The following is a 17,897-nucleotide window of genomic DNA, read 5'->3' as shown; positions in this document are numbered from 1 at the left end:
CCTACGACTTTGGCGGGGCGCCTCCCCCGCGTCTGGGGCTGTTACGGCGCCCTTCTCACGCTCCACGGCCTTGACCAGGGAGAATGGCAGGCTGTTCGGAGGCGGTCGCACTCCGGCGGGCGGTCAGGTCGTGGGCGTCACGAGCGGGGCGACCTCCCAGACCGTGACGCCGCCGGTGCGCATACCCTCGTCGTCCACCAGGTCTGCCACGAACTTGCGCAGCACCTCGGCACGCGGCTCGCGATCGGACAGGACCAGTGCGCCCGCCTGCCAGAAGCGCAGGTCGGCGATGAGTCCGTCGCGCATCCGCCCGGTGACCCGCGGCACCTTCGCGCCCTCGGCGACCGCCTTCAGCAGCAGGTCGGTCGGGCGCGGCGGCGGCCCGAACGTGGCCGTGCCCGGCTGCCGGTCCGGCCCGATGAAGTAGCCGCCGGGGAACGCGAAGTCCGCTCCGGACTGGGCCCACCAATGCATGCCGTCGCTGTGGCTGCTGCTGGTCAACGGCACCGTGACCAGGGTTCGGCCCGCCGGGACGTACGCCCGCCAGGTCCCCTCGGTGATGAATCGCGGCACCGGCATACCGCGATGGGTCAGCAGCGGCAGCGGCAGCAGCGGCACCAGCGCCAGGGCGATCAGGGCGTACGCCAACCGCCGCACCGGCAGCTCGCCCAACCGCGGCAGCCGCGCCACGGCCTCGATCGCCAGCGCCAGCAGCGCCCCGGCCACCGGGAGCAGCACCAGCCCGAACCGGACCGGCACCACGGACTCCAGCAGCGGCAGCTGCCCCAGCGGCCGCCACAGCCCGGGCAGCGCGGTGCGCTCGCCGCCCGCGAACACCTGCTTGCCCATCGCGAACACCGCGAACAGCGTGCCCGTCGCCAGCAGCGCCCGCACCAGCGCCCGCTGCCACAGCCAGCCCGCCACGGCCAGCCCGAGCACGGCCAGCAGCGGCCAGCCGAGGAACGTGTTCTCCTCGGCCGCGTTGGGCGCGAGCAGGCGGACCGCGTCGACGTTGCCGCCCAGCGACAGCCGCGGGAAGGCGGCGAAGCTGGCCAGGTCCGCGCCGTAGGCGGAGGCGCCGGGCGGCAGGCCGCGGAAGCTCTGCGGGCCGAAGAACTGCGACCACAGGGGGTATGCCAGCAGCGCGCCCCCGACCAGCGCCGCGATCGCGGCCGTGGCCAGCACGGGGCGGATCGCCGCCCGCTGCGCGGGCCAGGTCACCGCGGCGTACGCGGCGAGGAAGGCGGCGCTGGCCAGCGCCGTGTACAGCAGCACCTCCTCGTTGACGAACGCCTGCGCGGTCACCAGCAGCCCGAGCAGCACGCCGTTGCGCAGCCGGCGGCCCGGCTCGCCCATCCGCAGCGCCCGGTGCACCAGGAACGGCACCAGGAACTGGGCGGTCCAGTTGGGATGCCCGTTCGCCTGGCTGATCATGCCGGGGCCGAAGCCGCACAGCGCCGCACCCGCGGCCGCGGCCACCGCCGAGGTGGTGACGTGCCGGCGCAGGAACCAGTACCAGGCGGCGGCCGTGCCGGCCAGCCCCAGCACGAGCAGCACCGCGAGGCTGATCTGCGGTCCCCAGATCGCGGTGACGGGCGCGAGCGGGATGCCCAGGCCGAGGATCACCGTGTTCGCCATCAGGTTGACCCCGTGCGGGGCGTTCATCCGCGTGGTGAAGAACGGCGCGGCGTCGCCGGTCAGCACGTCGAGGCCGTGGCGTAGCACGAACTGGAAGAAGACCTGGTCAGGGATGTTGGTGGAGAGCAGCGCGCGCGACCCGTCCTTCCACAGTCCGGACGTCACGAGCATCGCCGCGAACAGGAACCCGGCTCCCACGGCGATGTTCACGTTGACGCGTCGTCGCTGGTCAACGCGGTTATCGGCAGGGCGGGTGCGCTCGGCGGGGGTGGCCCTTACCCGGTGCCACTCCTGAATTTCGGTCTTCACGAGCGTCGAATGTACGGCATTTAGGTAATCTGTCCGGATTAGCCCTGAAAGCTGGGGACAAATAGGAAACCAATTCTCGTTGCAGCTATCGGACGGATGCAGTCGATGACGTCATACGCCACGGAGCCGAGCCTCCTCACCGGGGACCAGAAGATCCAGGCCGCGGTGCTGGAGAGCCTGGCCGAGGCGGTGAACCACCGCACCTGGTTCGCGGGCATGGCCACCCCCTACCTCGGCGCGCATCCGATCGAGGTCGGCAGCGGGCTCGGCGACTACGTGCTGGAGTGGCTGCCGCACGTGGACCGCTTCACCGCCACCGAGGCAGACCCGGAGCGGCTGGTCGACCTCAAGCAGCGCTTCGCCGACGACCCGCGGGTCGAGGCCCGCGAGCTGCTGCTGCCCGCCGACTCCTGCGGCGACCACACGGCCCTGGTCAGCTACAACGTCCTGGAGCACATCGAGGACGACGTGGCGGCGCTGCGCAGCATGGCCCGGCTGATCCAGCCCGGCGCGCCGATGGTGCTGGTGGTGCCCGCGTTCCCGATCGCGATGAGCAAGGTCGACGTGGCGACCGGCCACTGGCGGCGCTACACCCGCCGGGCCCTCACCGAGGTGGCGACCGCTGCCGGCCTGACCGTCGAGCGCATGGAGTACGTCAACTCGCTCGGCTTCATCTGCTACTTCATCACCGCGCGCCTGCTGGGCATGTCCCCCAAGGGCGGCGTCATGATGCGCGTCTACGACTCCCTCGTCACCCCGGTCACCCGCTGGCTCGAGTCCCGCCTGCGCCCACCCTTCGGCCAGTCCGTCCTGGCCGTCCTCCGCCGCCCAGCCTGACAACCCTCCCCGGGTTGATCATGAACTTATGGCACGGGTCAGCGGCGTGTCGCGGGAACAACCTCATGATCAACCAGCAACGGGTCACGCCCGCAGCTAGGTGATCATGAACCTATGGCGGCGACACGCCGCCGAGCCGTGCCATAAGTTCATGATCAACGCGTATCGACCCTAGAAGCGGGGCATGCCGCCGAATTGGCGGTCGCCGGCGTCGCCGAGGCCGGGGACGATGAACATCTGGTCGTTGAGGTGGTCGTCGATGGAGGCGGTGACTATGCGGAGGGGGAGGCCGGAGTTGCGGAGGCGGTCGATGCCGGCGGGGGCGGCGAGGACGCAGAGCACGACGATGTCGGTGCAGCCGCGGTCGGCGAGCAGGCGGCAGCAGTGCTCCAGCGAGCCGCCGGTGGCCAGCATCGGGTCGAGGACCAGGACCGGCTTGCCGGTCAGGTCGCCGGGCAGGGACTCCATGTAGGCACGCGGCTCGAAGGTGTGCTCGTCGCGGGCCAGGCCCACGAAGCCCATCGAGGACTCGGGCAGCAGGCTGAGCGCGGCGTCGGCCATGCCGAGCCCGGCGCGCAGCACCGGCACCAGCAGCGGCGGGTTCGCCAGGCGGGTGCCCACCGCGGTCGCGACCGGGGTCTCGACCGGGAACGTGTCGGCCTTGAAGGTGCGGGTGGCCTCATACGCCAGCATGGTGGTGAGCTCGTGCAACGCGGCCCGGAAGCTGCTCGAGTCGGTGCGTGAGTCGCGCATGGCGGTGAGGCGGGCCTGGGCCAACGGGTGATCAACGACGAGTACGTCCACGACGTGAAACTACCCGCCCGTAGCCGCCCGCGTCGTGCCAACCGGTGTCGCGGGCGCAACCTCCGTGGTGTAAGTCCCGCTCACCCCGCCCCGTGCGCCGCCAGACGGACCCGGTCGTCCACCCCCTGCGCCGCGGCGACCAGCGCGTCCGCCACGTGTACGGCACGACCGGGCGCATCCGGCACGAGGGCGGCGGGAACGAGCGGGCCGAGCGCCGGGCCGAGCGGGGCGGGCGCCGGTCCGGCGGGGATCACCGGGGCCGGAGCGAGGGCGGCGTGAGCCACCGGGTCGGGCGTGGCCACGGCCGTCCGGACCGGGGCGTGGGCGGCGGTGTAGACCGCGCACATCGCTTCGGCGTAGCGCTGCGGGGTGTGGCCGGCCGCGCAGGCCCGCGCGGCGGCACCGAGGCGGCGCGCGGCCCGGCGGTCGGTGAGCAGCTTCAGCACCGCGTCACCGAACGCGGCCGGGTCGGGCTCGGCCAGCACCGCGTTGCCGTCGAGGGTGCCGTAGCGGTGCAGGGACGGGTCGGCCAGCACCGCGGGCAGCCCGGCGAGGGCGGCCTCCTGCAGCACGAGGGCCTGCGTGTCGGTACGCGACGGGAAGGCGAACACGTCCGCCGCCGCGTACGCCGCGGCCACCACGTGCGGGGGCTGCTGCCCGGTCAGCACCACCCGGTCGGCGACGCCGGGTCCGGCCGCCCGGAGCAGCCGGGCCAGCCAGCGGCGCTCGTAGACCGCGCCGACCAGCACCAGCCGGGCTCTCGGCGTCGCCGCCAGCACCCGGGCGAACGCCGGGACCAGCAGGTCGACGCCCTTCTCCCGGTTGACCCGTCCGACGAACAGCACCACGGGGTCCTTCGGCCCGATGCCGTGCCCGGCCCGGAACGCCCCGGCCTCGGCCCGCGACGCCGGCCGCTCGGCCACGCCGGTAGGGATCAGCGCCATCCGCTGCGCGGGCACCGGCAGGGCGACCCGGTCGAGCACGGCCCGGGTCGGCACGACCACCGCGCGGGCGTCGCCGAGCAGCAGCCGGTTGCCCTCGCTGAGCACCGCGGCGCGGTCGCCGCGCAGGGCCGCGGGCACCCCGAGCCGTCCCGCGTACAGGCGCAGCAGCAGCCGCAGCGCCCAGCCGGGCACGCGATACGCCTCGGCATAGGCGTGCAGGTCGGTGTGGTACGTCTGGACCAGCGGCACCCCGAGCCGGGCGGCCAGCAGCACGCCGAGCAGCCCCGCGGGGCCGGGCGTGTGCACGTGCACCACGTCGGGCCGGTATGCGGCGAGGTCGGCGACCAGCTGTTCGCGCGTGCTCCGGGCGCACAGTGCCCAGCGGGCCAGCCGCAGGTCGGCGACGCCGCAGGCGAGGGCGGGCACCCGGAGCAGGCCGGGTTCGTCCTGCTGGTCCTTGTGGGCCGGGACGACGCAGTGCACGTCGTGTCCGGCGGCGGCCTGGGCCGCGCGCAGCGTTCGCAGCGACGTGACGACTCCGTCGCGGCGCGGCAGGTACGTGTCGGTGAAGTGCATGATTCGCACACCAAGACGGTCGGTGACCAGTGTTGATGTGGCGTGAACACGGCATGTCGGGGGGATGTGGTGACGGCGGCCACCCTTCCGCCGATCCCACGACATGGACAAGATCGATATTCATGAGACCGCGTAGACTTCGCGGCATGACGGCCACCATCTCACCGTTGTCCGAGGTCACGCGCTCTGACGCGGCGCTGCGGACCTTCCTGCACGGCCTGCCCGGCGTCGACCGGGTCGGCGCCGATGCGCGCGCCGCCGGACTGGGCACCCGCTCGATCAAGACGACCGCGAAGGCGTGGGCGATCGACCTAGCCATCCGGATGGTGGACCTGACCACGCTGGAGGGTTCGGACACCCCCGGCAAGGTCCGGGCGCTGTGCGCGAAGGCCCGCCAGCCCGATCCGGGTGACCCGACCTGCCCGCCGGTCGCGGCGATCTGCGTGTACCCGTCGATGGTGCCGACCGCCCACGAGGCGCTGCGCGGCTCCGGCATCCACCTGGCCAGCGTCGCGACCGCCTTCCCGTCGGGACAGGCCCCGCTGAAGGTGAAGCTCGACGACACCCGGGCCGCCGTCGCCGCGGGCGCCGACGAGATCGACATGGTGATCAGCCGGGGCGCGTTCCTGTCCGGTCGTTACCTGGAGGTCTTCGAGGAGATCACGGCGATCAAGGAGGCCTGCGGCAACGCCCACCTCAAGGTCATCCTGGAGACCGGCGAGCTGGTCACCTACGACAACGTGCGGCGCGCGTCCTGGCTGGCCATGCTGGCGGGCGGCGACTTCATCAAGACCTCCACCGGCAAGGTCGCCCCCGCGGCCACCCTGCCCGTCACGCTGATCATGCTGGAGGCCGTGCGGGACTTCCTCGACAGCACCGGCCGCAAGGTCGGCGTGAAGCCCGCGGGCGGCATCCGCACCACCAAGGACGCCATCAAGTACCTGGTCATGGTCAACGAGATCGCCGGCGACGGCTGGCTCGACCCGGACTGGTTCCGGTTCGGCGCGTCCACGCTGCTCAACGACCTGCTGATGCAGCGCACCAAGCTCGCCACCGGCCACTACAGCGGCCCCGACTACTTCACCCTGGACTAATCATGAGCAGATTCGAATACGCTCCGGCGCCGGAGTCGCGCTCGATCGTGAAGCTGCAGCCGTCGTACGGGCTGTTCATCAACGGCGAGTTCGTCGACGGCGCGGGCAGCTTCAAGACCATCTCCCCCGCCTCCGAGGAGGTGCTGGCCGAGATCGCCGAGGCGTCGACCGCGGACGTGGACCGGGCCGTCAAGGCCGCCCGCCGCGCCTACGAGGACGTCTGGGGCGTGATGCCGGGCCGGGAGCGGGCCAAGTACCTGTTCCGGATCGCGCGGATCATCGCCGAGCGCAGCCGCGAGCTGGCCGTGCTGGAGTCGCTGAACAACGGCAAGCCGATCAAGGAGTCCCGCGACGTGGACGTGCCGCTGGCCGCGGCGCACTTCTTCTACTACGCGGGCTGGGCCGACAAGCTGCCGTACGCCGGCTTCGGCGCGGACCCGCGCCCGCTGGGCGTGGCCGGGCAGGTCATCCCGTGGAACTTCCCGCTGCTCATGCTGGCCTGGAAGATCGCCCCGGCGCTGGCCGCGGGCAACACGGTGGTGCTCAAGCCCGCCGAGACGACCCCGCTGACCGCGCTGCTGTTCGCGGAGATCTGCCAGCAGGCCGAGCTGCCGCCGGGCGTGGTCAACATCGTCACCGGCGCGGGCGAGACCGGCGCGGCGCTGGTCAACCACCCTGACGTGGACAAGGTCGCCTTCACCGGCTCGACCGAGGTGGGCCGGATCATCGCCCGCGCGGTCGCGGGCACGAACAAGAAGGTCACCCTGGAGCTGGGCGGCAAGGCGGCGAACATCGTCTTCGACGACGCCGCGATCGACCAGGCCGTCGAGGGCATCGTCACCGGCATCTTCTTCAACCAGGGCCACGTGTGCTGCGCGGGCTCCCGGCTGCTGGTCCAGGAGTCCGTCGCCGACCAGCTGCTGGAGTCGCTCAAGCGGCGCATGGCCACGCTGCGCGTCGGCGACCCGCTGGACAAGAACACCGACGTCGGCGCGATCAACTCCGCCGAGCAGCTGTCGCGCATCAAGGCACTGGCCGAGATCGGCTCGGCCGAGGGCGCGGAGCGCTGGTCGCCCGCGTGCGAGCTGCCCGAGCGCGGCTTCTGGTTCGCGCCGACCATCTTCACCGGCGTGTCCCAGGCGCACCGCATCGCCCGCGAGGAGATCTTCGGGCCGGTGCTGTCGGTGCTGACCTTCCGCACCCCGGGCGAGGCGGTCGAGAAGGCCAACAACACGCCGTACGGGCTGTCGGCCGGGGTGTGGAGCGAGAAGGGCTCCCGCATCCTCGCCATCGCCGACCAACTCCGGGCCGGTGTGGTCTGGGCGAACACGTTCAACAAGTTCGACCCGACCTCGCCGTTCGGCGGTTACAAGGAATCGGGTTACGGCCGCGAGGGCGGCCGCCACGGGCTGGAGGCCTACCTTGCCGGCTAAGAAGAAGGAGTCCGCGGACTCCGTCGCCTCCGCCACCCGGGTCACCGCCGGTGCCACGGTCACCGCGCCGCGGCTGGCCGTACGCAAGACGTACAAGCTCTTCATCGGTGGTGCGTTCCCGCGCAGCGAGTCGGGCCGCACCTACGTCGTCGCCGACAGCAAGGGGCACTTCGTGGCCAACGCCGCCCAGGCCTCCCGCAAGGACGCCCGCGACGCCGTGCTCGCCGCGCGGGCCGCATTCGGCAAGTGGTCCGGCGCGACGGCGTACAACAAGGGCCAGGTGATCTACCGGGTCGCCGAGATGCTGGAGAGCCGCCGCGACGAGTTCGCCGCGCTGGAGGTGCCCGCGTCCGAGGTGGACGAGGCGATCGACCGGCTGGTCTGGTACGCGGGCTGGACCGACAAGCTCGCGCAGGTCGTCGGCGGGGCCAACCCGGTCGCCGGACCGTACTTCAACATCTCCTCGCCCGAGCCCAGCGGCGTGATCGCGGTCGTCGCGCCGGCCACGCCGACCCTGCTCGGCCTGGTCAGCGTCATCGCCCCGGCGATGGCCACCGGCAACACCGTCATCGTGATCACCGACGCCCCGCGCGTCGCGATCACCCTGGCCGAGGTCCTGGCCACCTCCGACGTCCCCGGCGGCGTGGTCAACATCCTCACCGGCTCGGCCGCCGAGGTCGCCCCGTGGCTCGCCTCGCACAGCGACGTCAACGGCCTCGACCTGACCGGCGTCGCCGACGCCAAGCTGGCCCTGGAGCTGGAGCAGGCCGCCGCGGAGACCCTCAAGCGGGTCCGCCGCCCGGCCGCCGGTCTGGACTGGACCGCCGACCCCGGCCTCGCCCCCATGACGGCGTACCTCGAAACCAAGACCGTCTGGCACCCCAAGGGCATGTGAACGAAGGAAGGGCACCTTCACATCGCCATACGATGCAGAAGGTGCCCTTCCTCACATCTCGAGCCGTTGAGCTGCCGTGGCGGCGTCCGGATCGGGCGCGGCCGCCTGGTCGGCGACGAGGGCGGGCAGCGGCAGGTCGGGCGTGCGCGGGTTCGCTAGGGTGGCCGATCATGAACAGCCCCACCCCCGGCAGCGGCCCGATCGAGTACGTCGGCAAGGCGGATCGCCGTGCCGCGAAGCGGGTGGCCGGCAGCGGCGCAAGTTCGCGCTTCGGGTGCCTGTGGAGTCTGCTGGCCGTCCTCGGCTTCTTCGGCGCGGTCATCGCCTACATCCGCCTCGGCGGGTATGTGCGCTCCGCCGTGCTCGGCCTCGCCTGCGACCTGTCGGCCTGCTCCACCGCCGGCATGACCGCCGCGGGATGGCTGATCGTCACCACGCCCGCCGCGATGCTGCTGCTGGTGGCCGCGCTGTGGAACCGGCTCGCCAAACGCGGGCGGGTGGCGCTGGGCACCGCGACCGCCGTGGTCGGCCTGGTCGCCCTCACCTTCCTCCCCGGCCGCAAGCGCGACCTGTCGGGCCTGGTCAAGGGACCGGGCAGCGAAGCGGTGGACGCCGGCATCCTGTGGGCGCTGGGCGGGGCCGGTGCGGTGCTGCTGTTCCTGCTGGTCCTGGTGTTCGTGGGCAGGGCGGTGCCGGCGGTCGACCGCCGCTACAACACGGTCGCGCTGGTCGGCGCGGTGGTGCTGATGACCGCGGCGCTGCCGCTGGCCGTCAACAGGAGCGAACCCACCTGGGTACGCGCCACCGACGTCTTCCCCGCCGAACTGACCATGAACGACGACCGCCTCGTCCGGGTCACCGCTGCCGAACAGCGCGGCTGCGATGGGGTCCTGCCCGACGACAACCTGCTCAACCTGCGCAACTGCTACCTGACCGTACGCGCGACGTACACCACCGACGACAGCGACGCGGTCGCGACGCTGCGCGCCGTGCTGTACGCCGACGACGAGACCGCCGACGAGGTGCGCGACGGCCTGCCGCGCGGGCTCACCCCGGTCGGCGTCACCGGCGACACGATCACCGTGCTGTCCACCACGTACTCCTGGGTGCTGGTCGGCGCGGCAGGGCACGCCGACGGCCGCCCGATCGACGCGGCCGAGCGCCCCTGGGTGCTGTGGCCCCTGCGGCAGGTCAGCTACCGCTTCATCGGGGTGCAGGGCGGCCTGTTCATCGACCCGGACCCGAGCGACGAGATCCGCCCCCGTACCCCGTGACCACTCGGTGGATCCGGCGCGGCCGGTGTCGCCCCGGCGGCACGAACCATGCGGGATCCGTTCGGCGCGGCGGGCGCTCTGCGATCCTGGGTCGGTGAAGGGGGACCGCATGGATGACGCAGCCAGGTTGCGGGCGCGGGCGCAGGAGATCGCGGACGAGATCCTCTTCCCGGCCGCGCTCGCCGTGGACGGCGCGGACCGGGTGCCCGCGTCCCAGCTGGACCTGCTGGCCGCCGAGGGCTTCTACGGCGTCGCCGCGTCATCGGGCGGCTTCGGCCGGGACCTCCCGCTGCTCGCGGCACTGCTGGAGAGCCTGGCCGGCGGGTGCCTGACCACCGCGTTCGTCTGGCTGCAACACCACGGCCCGGTCCTGGCCGCGGCCGGCAGCGACCGTCCCGGCATCCGCGAGTCCTGGCTGGAACCCCTGGCCCGCGGCGTACGCCGGGCCGGGATCGCGCTGGCCGGGCTGCGCAGCCCCACCGCGCCGATGCGGGTGCGCGCCGTCGACGGCGGTTACCTGCTCGACGGGGTGGTGCCGTGGGTGACCGGCTGGGACATGATCGACACGCTGTACACCGCCGCCCGGGACGAACACGACGACGTGCACTTCCTGTTCGTCGACGCGGCCGACGCGCCGACCCTGGTGACCACGCCGTTGGAGCTGGTCGCGGTGCAGGCGAGCCGGACCGTGGACGTGCGCTTCGACGGCCATTTCGTGCCCGCGGACCGGCTCGCCGACGTGCAGGCGTACGCGAAATGGTCGTCATCGGACGCGAGCGGCTCGGCGCTGAACGGCTTCCTCGCGCTCGGTGTGGTGAACCGGTGCTGCCGCCTGCTCGGGCCGAGCCCGCTCGACGCCGAACTGGCGGTGACCCGGGCCGCCCTGCTCGCCGCGGACGCGAACGCGCTGCCCGCCGCCCGCGCGGCCGCCTCCGACCTGGTGCTGCGGGCCACCGCGCGGCTGACGGTGCAGACCGGCGCGCGAGCGGTGCTGCGCGACAACCACGCCCAGCGCCTGCTGCGCGAGGCGGCGTTCCTGCTGGTGTTCGGCAACCGCCCGGCCATCCGCGACGCCCTGCTGACCCGGATCGGAGATTTCTCCGCGCACCGGTAAACAACGCGCCCGCCCGGTGGCGTCTTAGCCGCGAGACCCCCGCTCACCCGGCTGAGGAGACGCCCGTGCACCCGGAGTTCGACGACTACGTCCGCGCCCGTTCCGGGCCGCTGGTCGGCTTCGCGTACCTGCTCTGCCGCGACCGGCACCTGGCCGAGGACCTGGTGCAGGACGTGCTGGCCAAGGCGTACCACCGCTGGGACCGCATCGAGGCGGAGAACCCGGACGCATACCTGCGCAAGGCCCTGGTGTGGGCGCACTCGTCCTGGTGGCGGCGGCTGTCGCACCGGGAGCGCCCGCTGGAGACCCCGCCGGACGTCGCCGACGCAGACGACTTCGCCCAGCGGCACGCGGTGCGCGACGAGCTGTGGGCACTGCTGGGCACGCTGCCCCGCCGCCAGCGCACGGTGCTCGTGCTGCGTTTCTTCGAGGACCTGGACGACGCGCGCATCGCCGAGCTGATGGACTGCTCGCCCGCCACGGTGCGGGTGCACGCCTCCCGCGGCCTGGCCGCGCTGCGCGAGGAGTTCAGCGCGCCGGCGCCGCTGCCCGCCGACGAGCGGACCTTCGCCGGGGTGCCCGTGGACGCGGTGCACCGCCGGGCGGGCGCGGTGCGGCTGCGCCGCCGGGCGGCCCTGGCCGCGACCGCCGCGCTGGTGCTCGTCGCCCTGGTCGTGCTGACCCCGTTCTGGCGCGGGCAGCAGCCGCCGCCCGTGATCACCCCGACACCGACGCCGCCCGTGAGCGCCGGCCCGTCGGTGAGCGCCGGCCCGTCGGTGAGCGCCGGCCCGTCGGCCACGACCGCGTCAGTGCTGGTGCCGCGGCCGGCCGCCGAGGTGCTGCCGGTGTTCCCGTACCAGCCGGGCTTCGTGCCTGCGAAGGCCGGCCCGCTGCAGGTCGTCTCCGCGCTGGACATGACCGGCGTGGAGAGCCTCGGCAACCCGCGGAAGCTGCTGGTCTACGCCGGGCCCACCGCGTACGACTGGGACTGGGAGGCCGCCGAGACGAGGAGCACCCAGGTGAACGGGGTGACGGCGACGCTGCGCACGGGCACCGACGAGAACGGTGAGCTCCAGGTCGGCCTGACCTGGCGGCGCGACGGCCGGTGGGTGACCGTGCAGAGCTTCGGCGGCCTGCTCACCGTGGCGGAGGTCGAGCGGATCGCCCGCGAGCTGAAGCCCGGCCGGATGACCGCCACGCCGCAGCTCACCTACACGCTGATGCCGAACGGGTACGAGGTCAGCAGCCTCGACGCGCGGCACGTCTGCCTGAGCCGCGAACCGCGGCTGGCGCCCCAGGACCCGGAAGGCGTCTGCGTCCATGTCGGGTCCGACACCAGTCTGGTGCCGATGACCAGCTCGCTGACGGTCGGCGGGCGCCCCGCCCAGCTGACCAGGGGCGGTGAGGGCAAACCCACCGACCTGGCGATCCTGCTCGACGAGCGGCGCGTCTTGCTGATCATGCAGAGCAGGAGTGATCTGAGCGAGGCCGACCTGATCCGGTTCGCCGAGAGCATCACGGTGGCCGGGCCTGCGGGGCAGTGACCCACGCCATCGGGCACGATGGACAGCGTGGCGCGTCCGTTCGATCCCCGTCTGCTCCGGCAGGTCCCGTCCACCCGGCGTGACGTGGTCCTGCTGGGGGTGCTCGGGGCGGCTGTCGCCATCGCCGTCGTCACCGCGGCGGCCGCGCTCGCCCGAGCCCTGGCCGCCGCGGTGGAGCTGCGGCTCGACCCGGCCGCGATCACCGTGTTCCTGCTCGCGCTGGCTGCCCGCGCGGCGCTCACCAGCGGGCTGGGCGTGGTGGCGGCGCGCATGGCGGCCACGGTCAAGGCGAGCCTGCGGGCCGACCTGCTCGGCGCGGTCGGCCGCCGCGGGCCGGGCTGGCTGGCCGGGCAGCGGGCGGGGGAGCTGGCCACGCTCACCGGGCGGGGCCTCGACGCGCTGGACGGCTACTTCACCGGCTACCTGCCGCAGCTCGTGCTGGGCGTGACGGTGCCGGTCGGGGTGCTGGCCATGCTGGCCTTCGCCGACCTCGCCTCGGCGGTGATCGTGCTGGTCACCCTGCCACTCATCCCGATCTTCGGCATCCTGGTCGGCTGGCAGACCCGCGTCGCGACCGAGCGCCAGTGGCGGCGGCTGAGCATGCTCGGCGGCCACTTCCTGGACATGCTGTCCGGCCTGCCCACGCTGAAGGCGTTCGGCCGGGCCCGCGCGCAGGTCGCCGCGGTGCGCGAGATGGCCGACCGGCACCGCGAGGCGACGATGCGCACGCTGCGCATCGCCTTTCTGTCCGCGCTGGTGCTGGAGCTGGTCGGCACGATCTCGGTCGCGCTGGTGGCGGTGCCGGTGGGCCTGCGGCTGCTGGGCGGCGGCATGACGCTGGCCGCCGCGTTCACCGTGCTGCTGCTGACCCCGGAGGCGTACGCCCCGCTGCGCGCCGCCGGCACGAAGTTCCACGCGAGCATGGAGGGCCTGACCGCGCTGGACCAGGCGTTCACCCTGCTGGCGGCCGCCGACGGCGGATCGGCCGGGGGTGCCCGCACCGCACCGCGCGGCGGCCCGATCGAGCTGCGCGGGGTGACCGTCGCGTACGAGCGCACCACTGCGCTGCGCGACGTCGACCTCACCGTCCGGCCCGGCGAGCGGATCGCCCTGGTCGGCCCGAGCGGCGGCGGCAAGAGCACGCTGCTGAACCTGCTGCTCGGCTTCACCACGCCGACCGCGGGCCGGATCCTGGTGGACGGCACGGACCTGGCCGAACTCGACCTCGACGGCTGGCGGCGGCAGCTCGGCTGGGTGCCGCAGCGGGCCCACCTGTTCGCCGACACACTGGCCGCCAACATCGCGCTGGGCACGCCGGACGCCCCTCGGGAGAGCATCGCGCAGGCGGCCCGCGCCGCCGCGCTCGGCCCGGTGGTCGACGCGCTGCCGCAGGGCCTGGACACCGTGCTCGGCGAGCGCGGGCACGGCCTGTCCAGCGGCGAGCGGCAGCGGCTCGCGCTGGCCCGCGCCTTCCTGCGCGACGCTCCCCTGCTGCTGCTCGACGAGCCCACGGCCCGCCTCGACGCCGCCAGCGAACAGGCCGTCGTCTCCTCGACGCTGTCCCTGGTCGAAGGCCGGACCGCACTGCTGGTGGCGCACCGCCCGGCCCTGCTCGCCGCGGCGACCCGCGTGGTCCGCGTCGACCAGGGCACCCTCCACGAACTGGTGACCGCATGACCACCTCCGCCGCCTCGCCCGACGCCTTCGCGCCCCGCGCCGACCTGCCGGAAGCCGAACATGGCGAGGTGCGCGGGCGCGGTGTGCCGGGTGACGCGGCGATGCGGCGGGTGCTGGCGTTCGCGTACCCCCTGCGGTGGCGTTTTGTGGGCGCCGGGCTGCTGGCGGCCGGGACCGAGGCGGCGGGCCTGGGGCTCATGGCCGCCGCGACCTGGCTGCTCGCCACGGCGGCCGGGCAGCCGCCGCTGATCGCGCTGTCGATCGCCATCGTGCTGGTCCGGGCGCTGGCCATCGGCCGCGGCGTGCTGCGTTACGGCGAGCGGCTGGCCAGCCACGACGCCGTGCTGCGCATGGTCACCGAGGTGCGGGCCCGTATCTTCGCGGCGCTGGTCGACCGGCCCCCGGCGCGCCGGGCGGACGCGCTCAGCCGGATGGTCTCCGACGTGGACGCCGTGCAGGACCTGGTGATCCGGGTGCTGCTGCCGATGGCCGCGGCCGGGCTGGTCGCCGTCGCCGCGGTCGGCACGGCCCTGCTCGCCGACCCGGCCACCGCCCTGGTGCTGCTGGCCGGCCTGCTGGTCACCGGCGTGGCGCTGCCGCTGCTCGCCGCCCGGCTGGCCCGGCACGGGTCGGCCAGGCTGGCCCCGCTGCGCGCCGCGTACGCGGTGGACACCGTCGACCTGGTGCACGGTGCGGCCGACCTCGCCGCCTTCGGCGCCCGCCCCGAGTACGAGGCCCGCGGGGCGGCGCACGCCGACGAGCTGGCCCGGGTGGAGCGCGCGCTGGCCCGGCGCTCGTTCGCGGTGGACGCCGCGGCGACCGCGTTCGGCGGGGTGACCGCGATGGCCGTGATGATCACCGCGATGTCGCGCGGCCTGCCCGGGGTGTGGCTCGCGGTGCTGGCGGTGGCCACCCTGGCCGCCGGGGAGCTGGCGCTGTCGCTGCTGGCCGCCGCCCGCAAGGGCGCCGAGATCCAGGGCAGCCTGCGCCGCGTCGCCGAGCTGCTGGGCGAGCCGGCGACCGGCGCGTCCGGCGGGCTGCCGGTCCCGGACGGTTCCGTACATCTGCGGCTGCGCGGTGCGGGGGTGCGCTACCGGGCCGACGCCCCGCCCGCGCTGCACGACATCGACCTCGACCTGCCGCCCGGTCGCCGGGTCGCGGTGGTCGGCCCGTCGGGCGCGGGCAAGAGCACCCTGCTCGCCCTGCTCACCGGCGCGATCGCCGTGGACACCGGCAGCGTGGTCGCCGACGGCACCCCGATCACGGCGTACGACCGGGAGCGGTGGCCCGCGGCGGTGACCGGGCTGCTGGCCGACGCGCACCTGTTCCACGCCTCGGTGCGCGACAACCTGCTGCTGGCGCGCCCCGGCGCGACGGACGGCGAGCTGGTCGCCGCCTGCCGGACCGCCGGGCTGGGGGACTGGGTGGACGCGCACGGGCTGGACGTGCGCGTCGGCGAAGACGGCGCGGAGCTGTCCGGCGGCCAGCGGCAGCGGCTCGCGCTGGCCCGCGCGGTGCTGGCCGACCCGCAGGTGCTGCTGCTCGACGAGCCCACCGAGGGCCTCGATCCCGCCCAGGCGGACGCGGTGCTCGCGGCCGTGCTGGCGCACCGCGGCGACCGCTCGGTGGTGCTGGTGACCCACCGGCTGACCGGTCTCGACGCGTTCGACGAGGTCCTGGTGTTGGACGGCGGCAGCGTGAGGGAGCGCGGAACCCAGGGTTGGGTGCGGGCGCACGGGGGCTGACCCGAACCACTAGGGTGTGCGGAGAGTCACCGACCCGGTAGAGGTCGGCAGCTGAACGGCGGAGGTCAGCAGTGGCAAGCACGCTCTGGGACGAGTACCAGGTCTCGCCGGTCGAGGTAGCCCTGCCCGGCGGCAAGGTCGGACTGACGCTGCGGGCGTACCGTCCCGCCAGCGAGCTGACCCCGACCGACATCGCCGACCGCGAGGACGACGACGCGATCTTCGCCGGTCGCACCGGCCGCCCCATCGGCGTCGCCGATGACGAGGAGCTGCCCGAGTTCCAGTGGACCAAGGAGGCCCTCGACGAGGTCGCCGCGGCTCCCGCCGAGGACGAGGTCGCCGAGCGCGCCGTGGAGTCCGCCGAGGAGGACTCCGACGCCGAGGAGGACGACGAGGACGCCGCCGCCGTCTCCGACGAAGAGGTGCCCGTCTTCCTCTCGCACAAGGGCCGCCTGCTGCTGTTCCTGTCGGCCAAGGGCCTGTCCGACTTCGTGCGCTCCGGCGCACCGCACGACATGAAGCAGCTCGAAGGCTGGTCGAAGCTCGCCAAGTCGGTCAAGGTCACTGACGTGGTCGCGGGCGAGGACGATGCGTACGAACTGGACCTGGTCGTGGAGAACCTGCGCGGCGGCCCGGACGCCTGGGATGCCGAGCTGGTGCTGCGCGCTGGGGAGTTTGCCAGGGACGTGAGCTACGCTCTGCGCCTCAAGCCGGTCATGGTGGCGCTCTCCCCGGGTTCCCCGCTCGACGACCTCGACGAGGCGCTGCGCGCTTCGGAAGAGGGCGGTCTCGGTGCGTTCTTCGCGAAGCGAAAGCTGAAGAAAATCGGGGCAGAGCAGGCATCCATCGGCTGGCGCTCGATTATTGGCAAGATCTCTGGCGCTGTGGACTGGCGCGACTGACCCCTAACCAGGGAACATCAGTCTTTGGCACACGAGGGGTCCGGGAGGAGGACGAGTCCGTGGCGCTCGTGCGGGTGTACTGCGGTATCGCGTCGACAGATCCGGAGGTCGACGCGGGGGACAACCTTGCGGCGGCCGTGAACCGGCTGACCGTCGCCGTTGTCGACGACTCCGGCAGGTTGCTGGAGTTCTGCGTCATCAACGACGATCCCGCCGGCTACGCGCTGGTGACGTCGCTGCTGGCGGAGAGGTTCGGCGGCTCGACGATGGTCACGGTGGCCGCGGACAGCGACGACCAGCAGGTCATCTCGCTGCTCGCCGCGTCAGGCCGGGCGATCGCGTATACCGATGACGAGTCCGCCGACGACTTCGCCGACCGGTTCGCCGACGACGAGTCCCTCGACGAGGCCAACTCCTCCCCCGACGAGCGCCGTGCCGTCGGGCTCGCCCGCGCACTGCAGGCCGGCGCCCTGTCCGCGGTGGTCGGTCCCGCGCCCCGCGAGTTCGTCGCCTTCAAGCCGGTGCTGGCCGCGCACGCGGCGCTGGCCGTCGGCCGGCACGCCGCCGCGGTGGCCCTGCGCGAGGTGCTGCGCGAGCTGTACCCGGCCGCCCTGCGCGCCTATCCCGACCCCGCCGCGCCCGTCGCCCTGGCCGTGCTCGAGGCCCTGCCCGAGCCGGGCATGCTGGCCGGGCAGTCCGGCTCCCGCAACCGCGACAACGGCGCCACCGCCGAGACCGTCGCCGCGCGCCTGGTCGCCGACGGCGTCTGCGACAGCGGCACCGCCCTGGAGGCGGTCACCGCGCTGCGCGTCGCCATCGCCGAGACCCCCCGCCGCAACGCCGTCGGCAAGCAGCTGACCGCCGCCGTGGCCGACTCCGTGCGCCACAGCGTGGCCGCCGTGCGCTCATCCGACGCCGCCGGCGCCGCCATCATCGACACGCTCGCCGAGCGGATGGCCCCGCCTGCGGCCGCCGCCCCGGCCCAGCCCGCCCGGCGGACCGGCGTAGCCGTCACCTCCGCGCCGCCCGCGATGGCCGCCGCCACCGGCGCCCGCCGCCGCGTGCAGCCCACCGCCGTCAACGCCGCCCCCGCGCAGCCGCGCCCGGTGCA

General features: G+C 73.7%; 13 protein-coding genes and 1 pseudogene. 11 read left to right on the top strand and 3 right to left on the bottom strand.

The genetic code is table 11. From position 1 onward, the window contains the following. Positions 1 to 123: 123 nt before the first annotated feature. Positions 124 to 1,848, bottom strand: a complete 1,725-nt coding sequence (locus F9C41_RS22635) for a hypothetical protein (protein WP_155388843.1) — start codon at positions 1,846 to 1,848, stop codon at positions 124 to 126. A 204-nt stretch (positions 1,849 to 2,052) separates the two neighbouring features. Here F9C41_RS22635 and F9C41_RS22630 point away from each other — a divergent pair, with 204 nt between their 5' ends. Next, on the top strand, positions 2,053 to 2,784 hold the full coding sequence (locus F9C41_RS22630; RefSeq protein ID WP_155388842.1) for a class I SAM-dependent methyltransferase: 732 nt from the start codon (positions 2,053 to 2,055) through the stop codon (positions 2,782 to 2,784). A gap of 171 nt (positions 2,785 to 2,955) precedes the next feature. On the opposite strand, the gene upp is transcribed toward F9C41_RS22630, so the two are convergent. Both upp and F9C41_RS22620 read right to left on the bottom strand, forming a co-directional pair. Further along, on the bottom strand, positions 2,956 to 3,588 hold the full coding sequence (gene upp / locus F9C41_RS22625; protein ID WP_155388841.1) for a uracil phosphoribosyltransferase: 633 nt from the start codon (positions 3,586 to 3,588) through the stop codon (positions 2,956 to 2,958). Positions 3,589 to 3,668: 80 nt separating this feature from the next. Further along, the gene (locus F9C41_RS22620) at positions 3,669 to 5,108 is read right to left on the bottom strand and encodes a glycosyltransferase (protein WP_230689933.1); all 1,440 of its coding nucleotides are present in this window, start codon (positions 5,106 to 5,108) and stop codon (positions 3,669 to 3,671) included. Between the two features lie 146 nt (positions 5,109 to 5,254). Here F9C41_RS22620 and deoC point away from each other — a divergent pair, with 146 nt between their 5' ends. The 10 genes and pseudogenes from deoC to F9C41_RS22570 all read left to right on the top strand — a co-directional run. Next, the gene (gene deoC, locus F9C41_RS22615) at positions 5,255 to 6,202 is read left to right on the top strand and encodes a deoxyribose-phosphate aldolase (protein WP_155388839.1); all 948 of its coding nucleotides are present in this window, start codon (positions 5,255 to 5,257) and stop codon (positions 6,200 to 6,202) included. A 2-nt stretch (positions 6,203 to 6,204) separates the two neighbouring features. Further along, positions 6,205 to 7,635, top strand: a complete 1,431-nt coding sequence (locus tag F9C41_RS22610) for an aldehyde dehydrogenase family protein (protein ID WP_155388838.1) — start codon at positions 6,205 to 6,207, stop codon at positions 7,633 to 7,635. Between the two features lie 73 nt (positions 7,636 to 7,708). Beyond that, positions 7,709 to 8,530 carry an aldehyde dehydrogenase family protein gene (locus F9C41_RS22605; RefSeq protein WP_155389015.1) on the top strand — a complete coding sequence of 274 codons (822 nt, stop codon included), beginning with the start codon at positions 7,709 to 7,711 and terminating at the stop codon, positions 8,528 to 8,530. A 170-nt stretch (positions 8,531 to 8,700) separates the two neighbouring features. Then, on the top strand, positions 8,701 to 9,804 hold the full coding sequence (locus tag F9C41_RS22600; RefSeq protein WP_155388837.1) for a hypothetical protein: 1,104 nt from the start codon (positions 8,701 to 8,703) through the stop codon (positions 9,802 to 9,804). A 109-nt stretch (positions 9,805 to 9,913) separates the two neighbouring features. Beyond that, entirely contained in the window at positions 9,914 to 10,918 is a 1,005-nt protein-coding gene (locus F9C41_RS22595; protein WP_155388836.1) for an acyl-CoA dehydrogenase family protein, read from the top strand. A gap of 65 nt (positions 10,919 to 10,983) precedes the next feature. Then, complete coding sequence (locus F9C41_RS42050; RefSeq protein ID WP_155388835.1) at positions 10,984 to 12,462, top strand: SigE family RNA polymerase sigma factor; 1,479 nt, start codon at positions 10,984 to 10,986, stop codon at positions 12,460 to 12,462. A 27-nt stretch (positions 12,463 to 12,489) separates the two neighbouring features. Next, the gene (gene cydD, locus F9C41_RS22585) at positions 12,490 to 14,139 is read left to right on the top strand and encodes a thiol reductant ABC exporter subunit CydD (protein WP_407924726.1); all 1,650 of its coding nucleotides are present in this window, start codon (positions 12,490 to 12,492) and stop codon (positions 14,137 to 14,139) included. Beyond that, the gene (gene cydC, locus F9C41_RS22580) at positions 14,136 to 15,884 is read left to right on the top strand and encodes a thiol reductant ABC exporter subunit CydC (protein ID WP_230689897.1); all 1,749 of its coding nucleotides are present in this window, start codon (positions 14,136 to 14,138) and stop codon (positions 15,882 to 15,884) included. Before cydD ends, cydC begins: the two co-directional genes overlap by 4 nt. Before the next feature lie 71 nt (positions 15,885 to 15,955). Beyond that, positions 15,956 to 16,786 (top strand): DNA primase, encoded by an 831-nt coding sequence (locus F9C41_RS22575; RefSeq protein WP_155388833.1) that lies wholly within the window; start codon positions 15,956 to 15,958, stop codon positions 16,784 to 16,786. Positions 16,787 to 16,845: 59 nt separating this feature from the next. Beyond that, positions 16,846 to 17,897: pseudogene (locus F9C41_RS22570) on the top strand (transposase); the annotation flags it as partial.

It is taken from the genome of Catellatospora paridis (assembly GCF_009720365.1).
GTDB classification, from domain to species: domain Bacteria; phylum Actinomycetota; class Actinomycetes; order Mycobacteriales; family Micromonosporaceae; genus Catellatospora; species Catellatospora paridis.
This window is presented reverse-complemented; position numbering and strand designations above follow the sequence as displayed.

Coding starts and splice junctions, on each gene's coding strand:
- F9C41_RS22630 (WP_155388842.1), top strand. CDS start 2,053: ATGACGTCATACGCCACGGAGCCGAGCCTCCTCACCGGGGACCAGAAG.
- F9C41_RS22620 (WP_230689933.1), bottom strand. CDS start 5,108: ATGCACTTCACCGACACGTACCTGCCGCGCCGCGACGGAGTCGTCACG.
- deoC (WP_155388839.1), top strand. CDS start 5,255: ATGACGGCCACCATCTCACCGTTGTCCGAGGTCACGCGCTCTGACGCG.
- F9C41_RS22610 (WP_155388838.1), top strand. CDS start 6,205: ATGAGCAGATTCGAATACGCTCCGGCGCCGGAGTCGCGCTCGATCGTG.
- F9C41_RS22600 (WP_155388837.1), top strand. CDS start 8,701: ATGAACAGCCCCACCCCCGGCAGCGGCCCGATCGAGTACGTCGGCAAG.
- F9C41_RS22595 (WP_155388836.1), top strand. CDS start 9,914: ATGGATGACGCAGCCAGGTTGCGGGCGCGGGCGCAGGAGATCGCGGAC.
- cydC (WP_230689897.1), top strand. CDS start 14,136: ATGACCACCTCCGCCGCCTCGCCCGACGCCTTCGCGCCCCGCGCCGAC.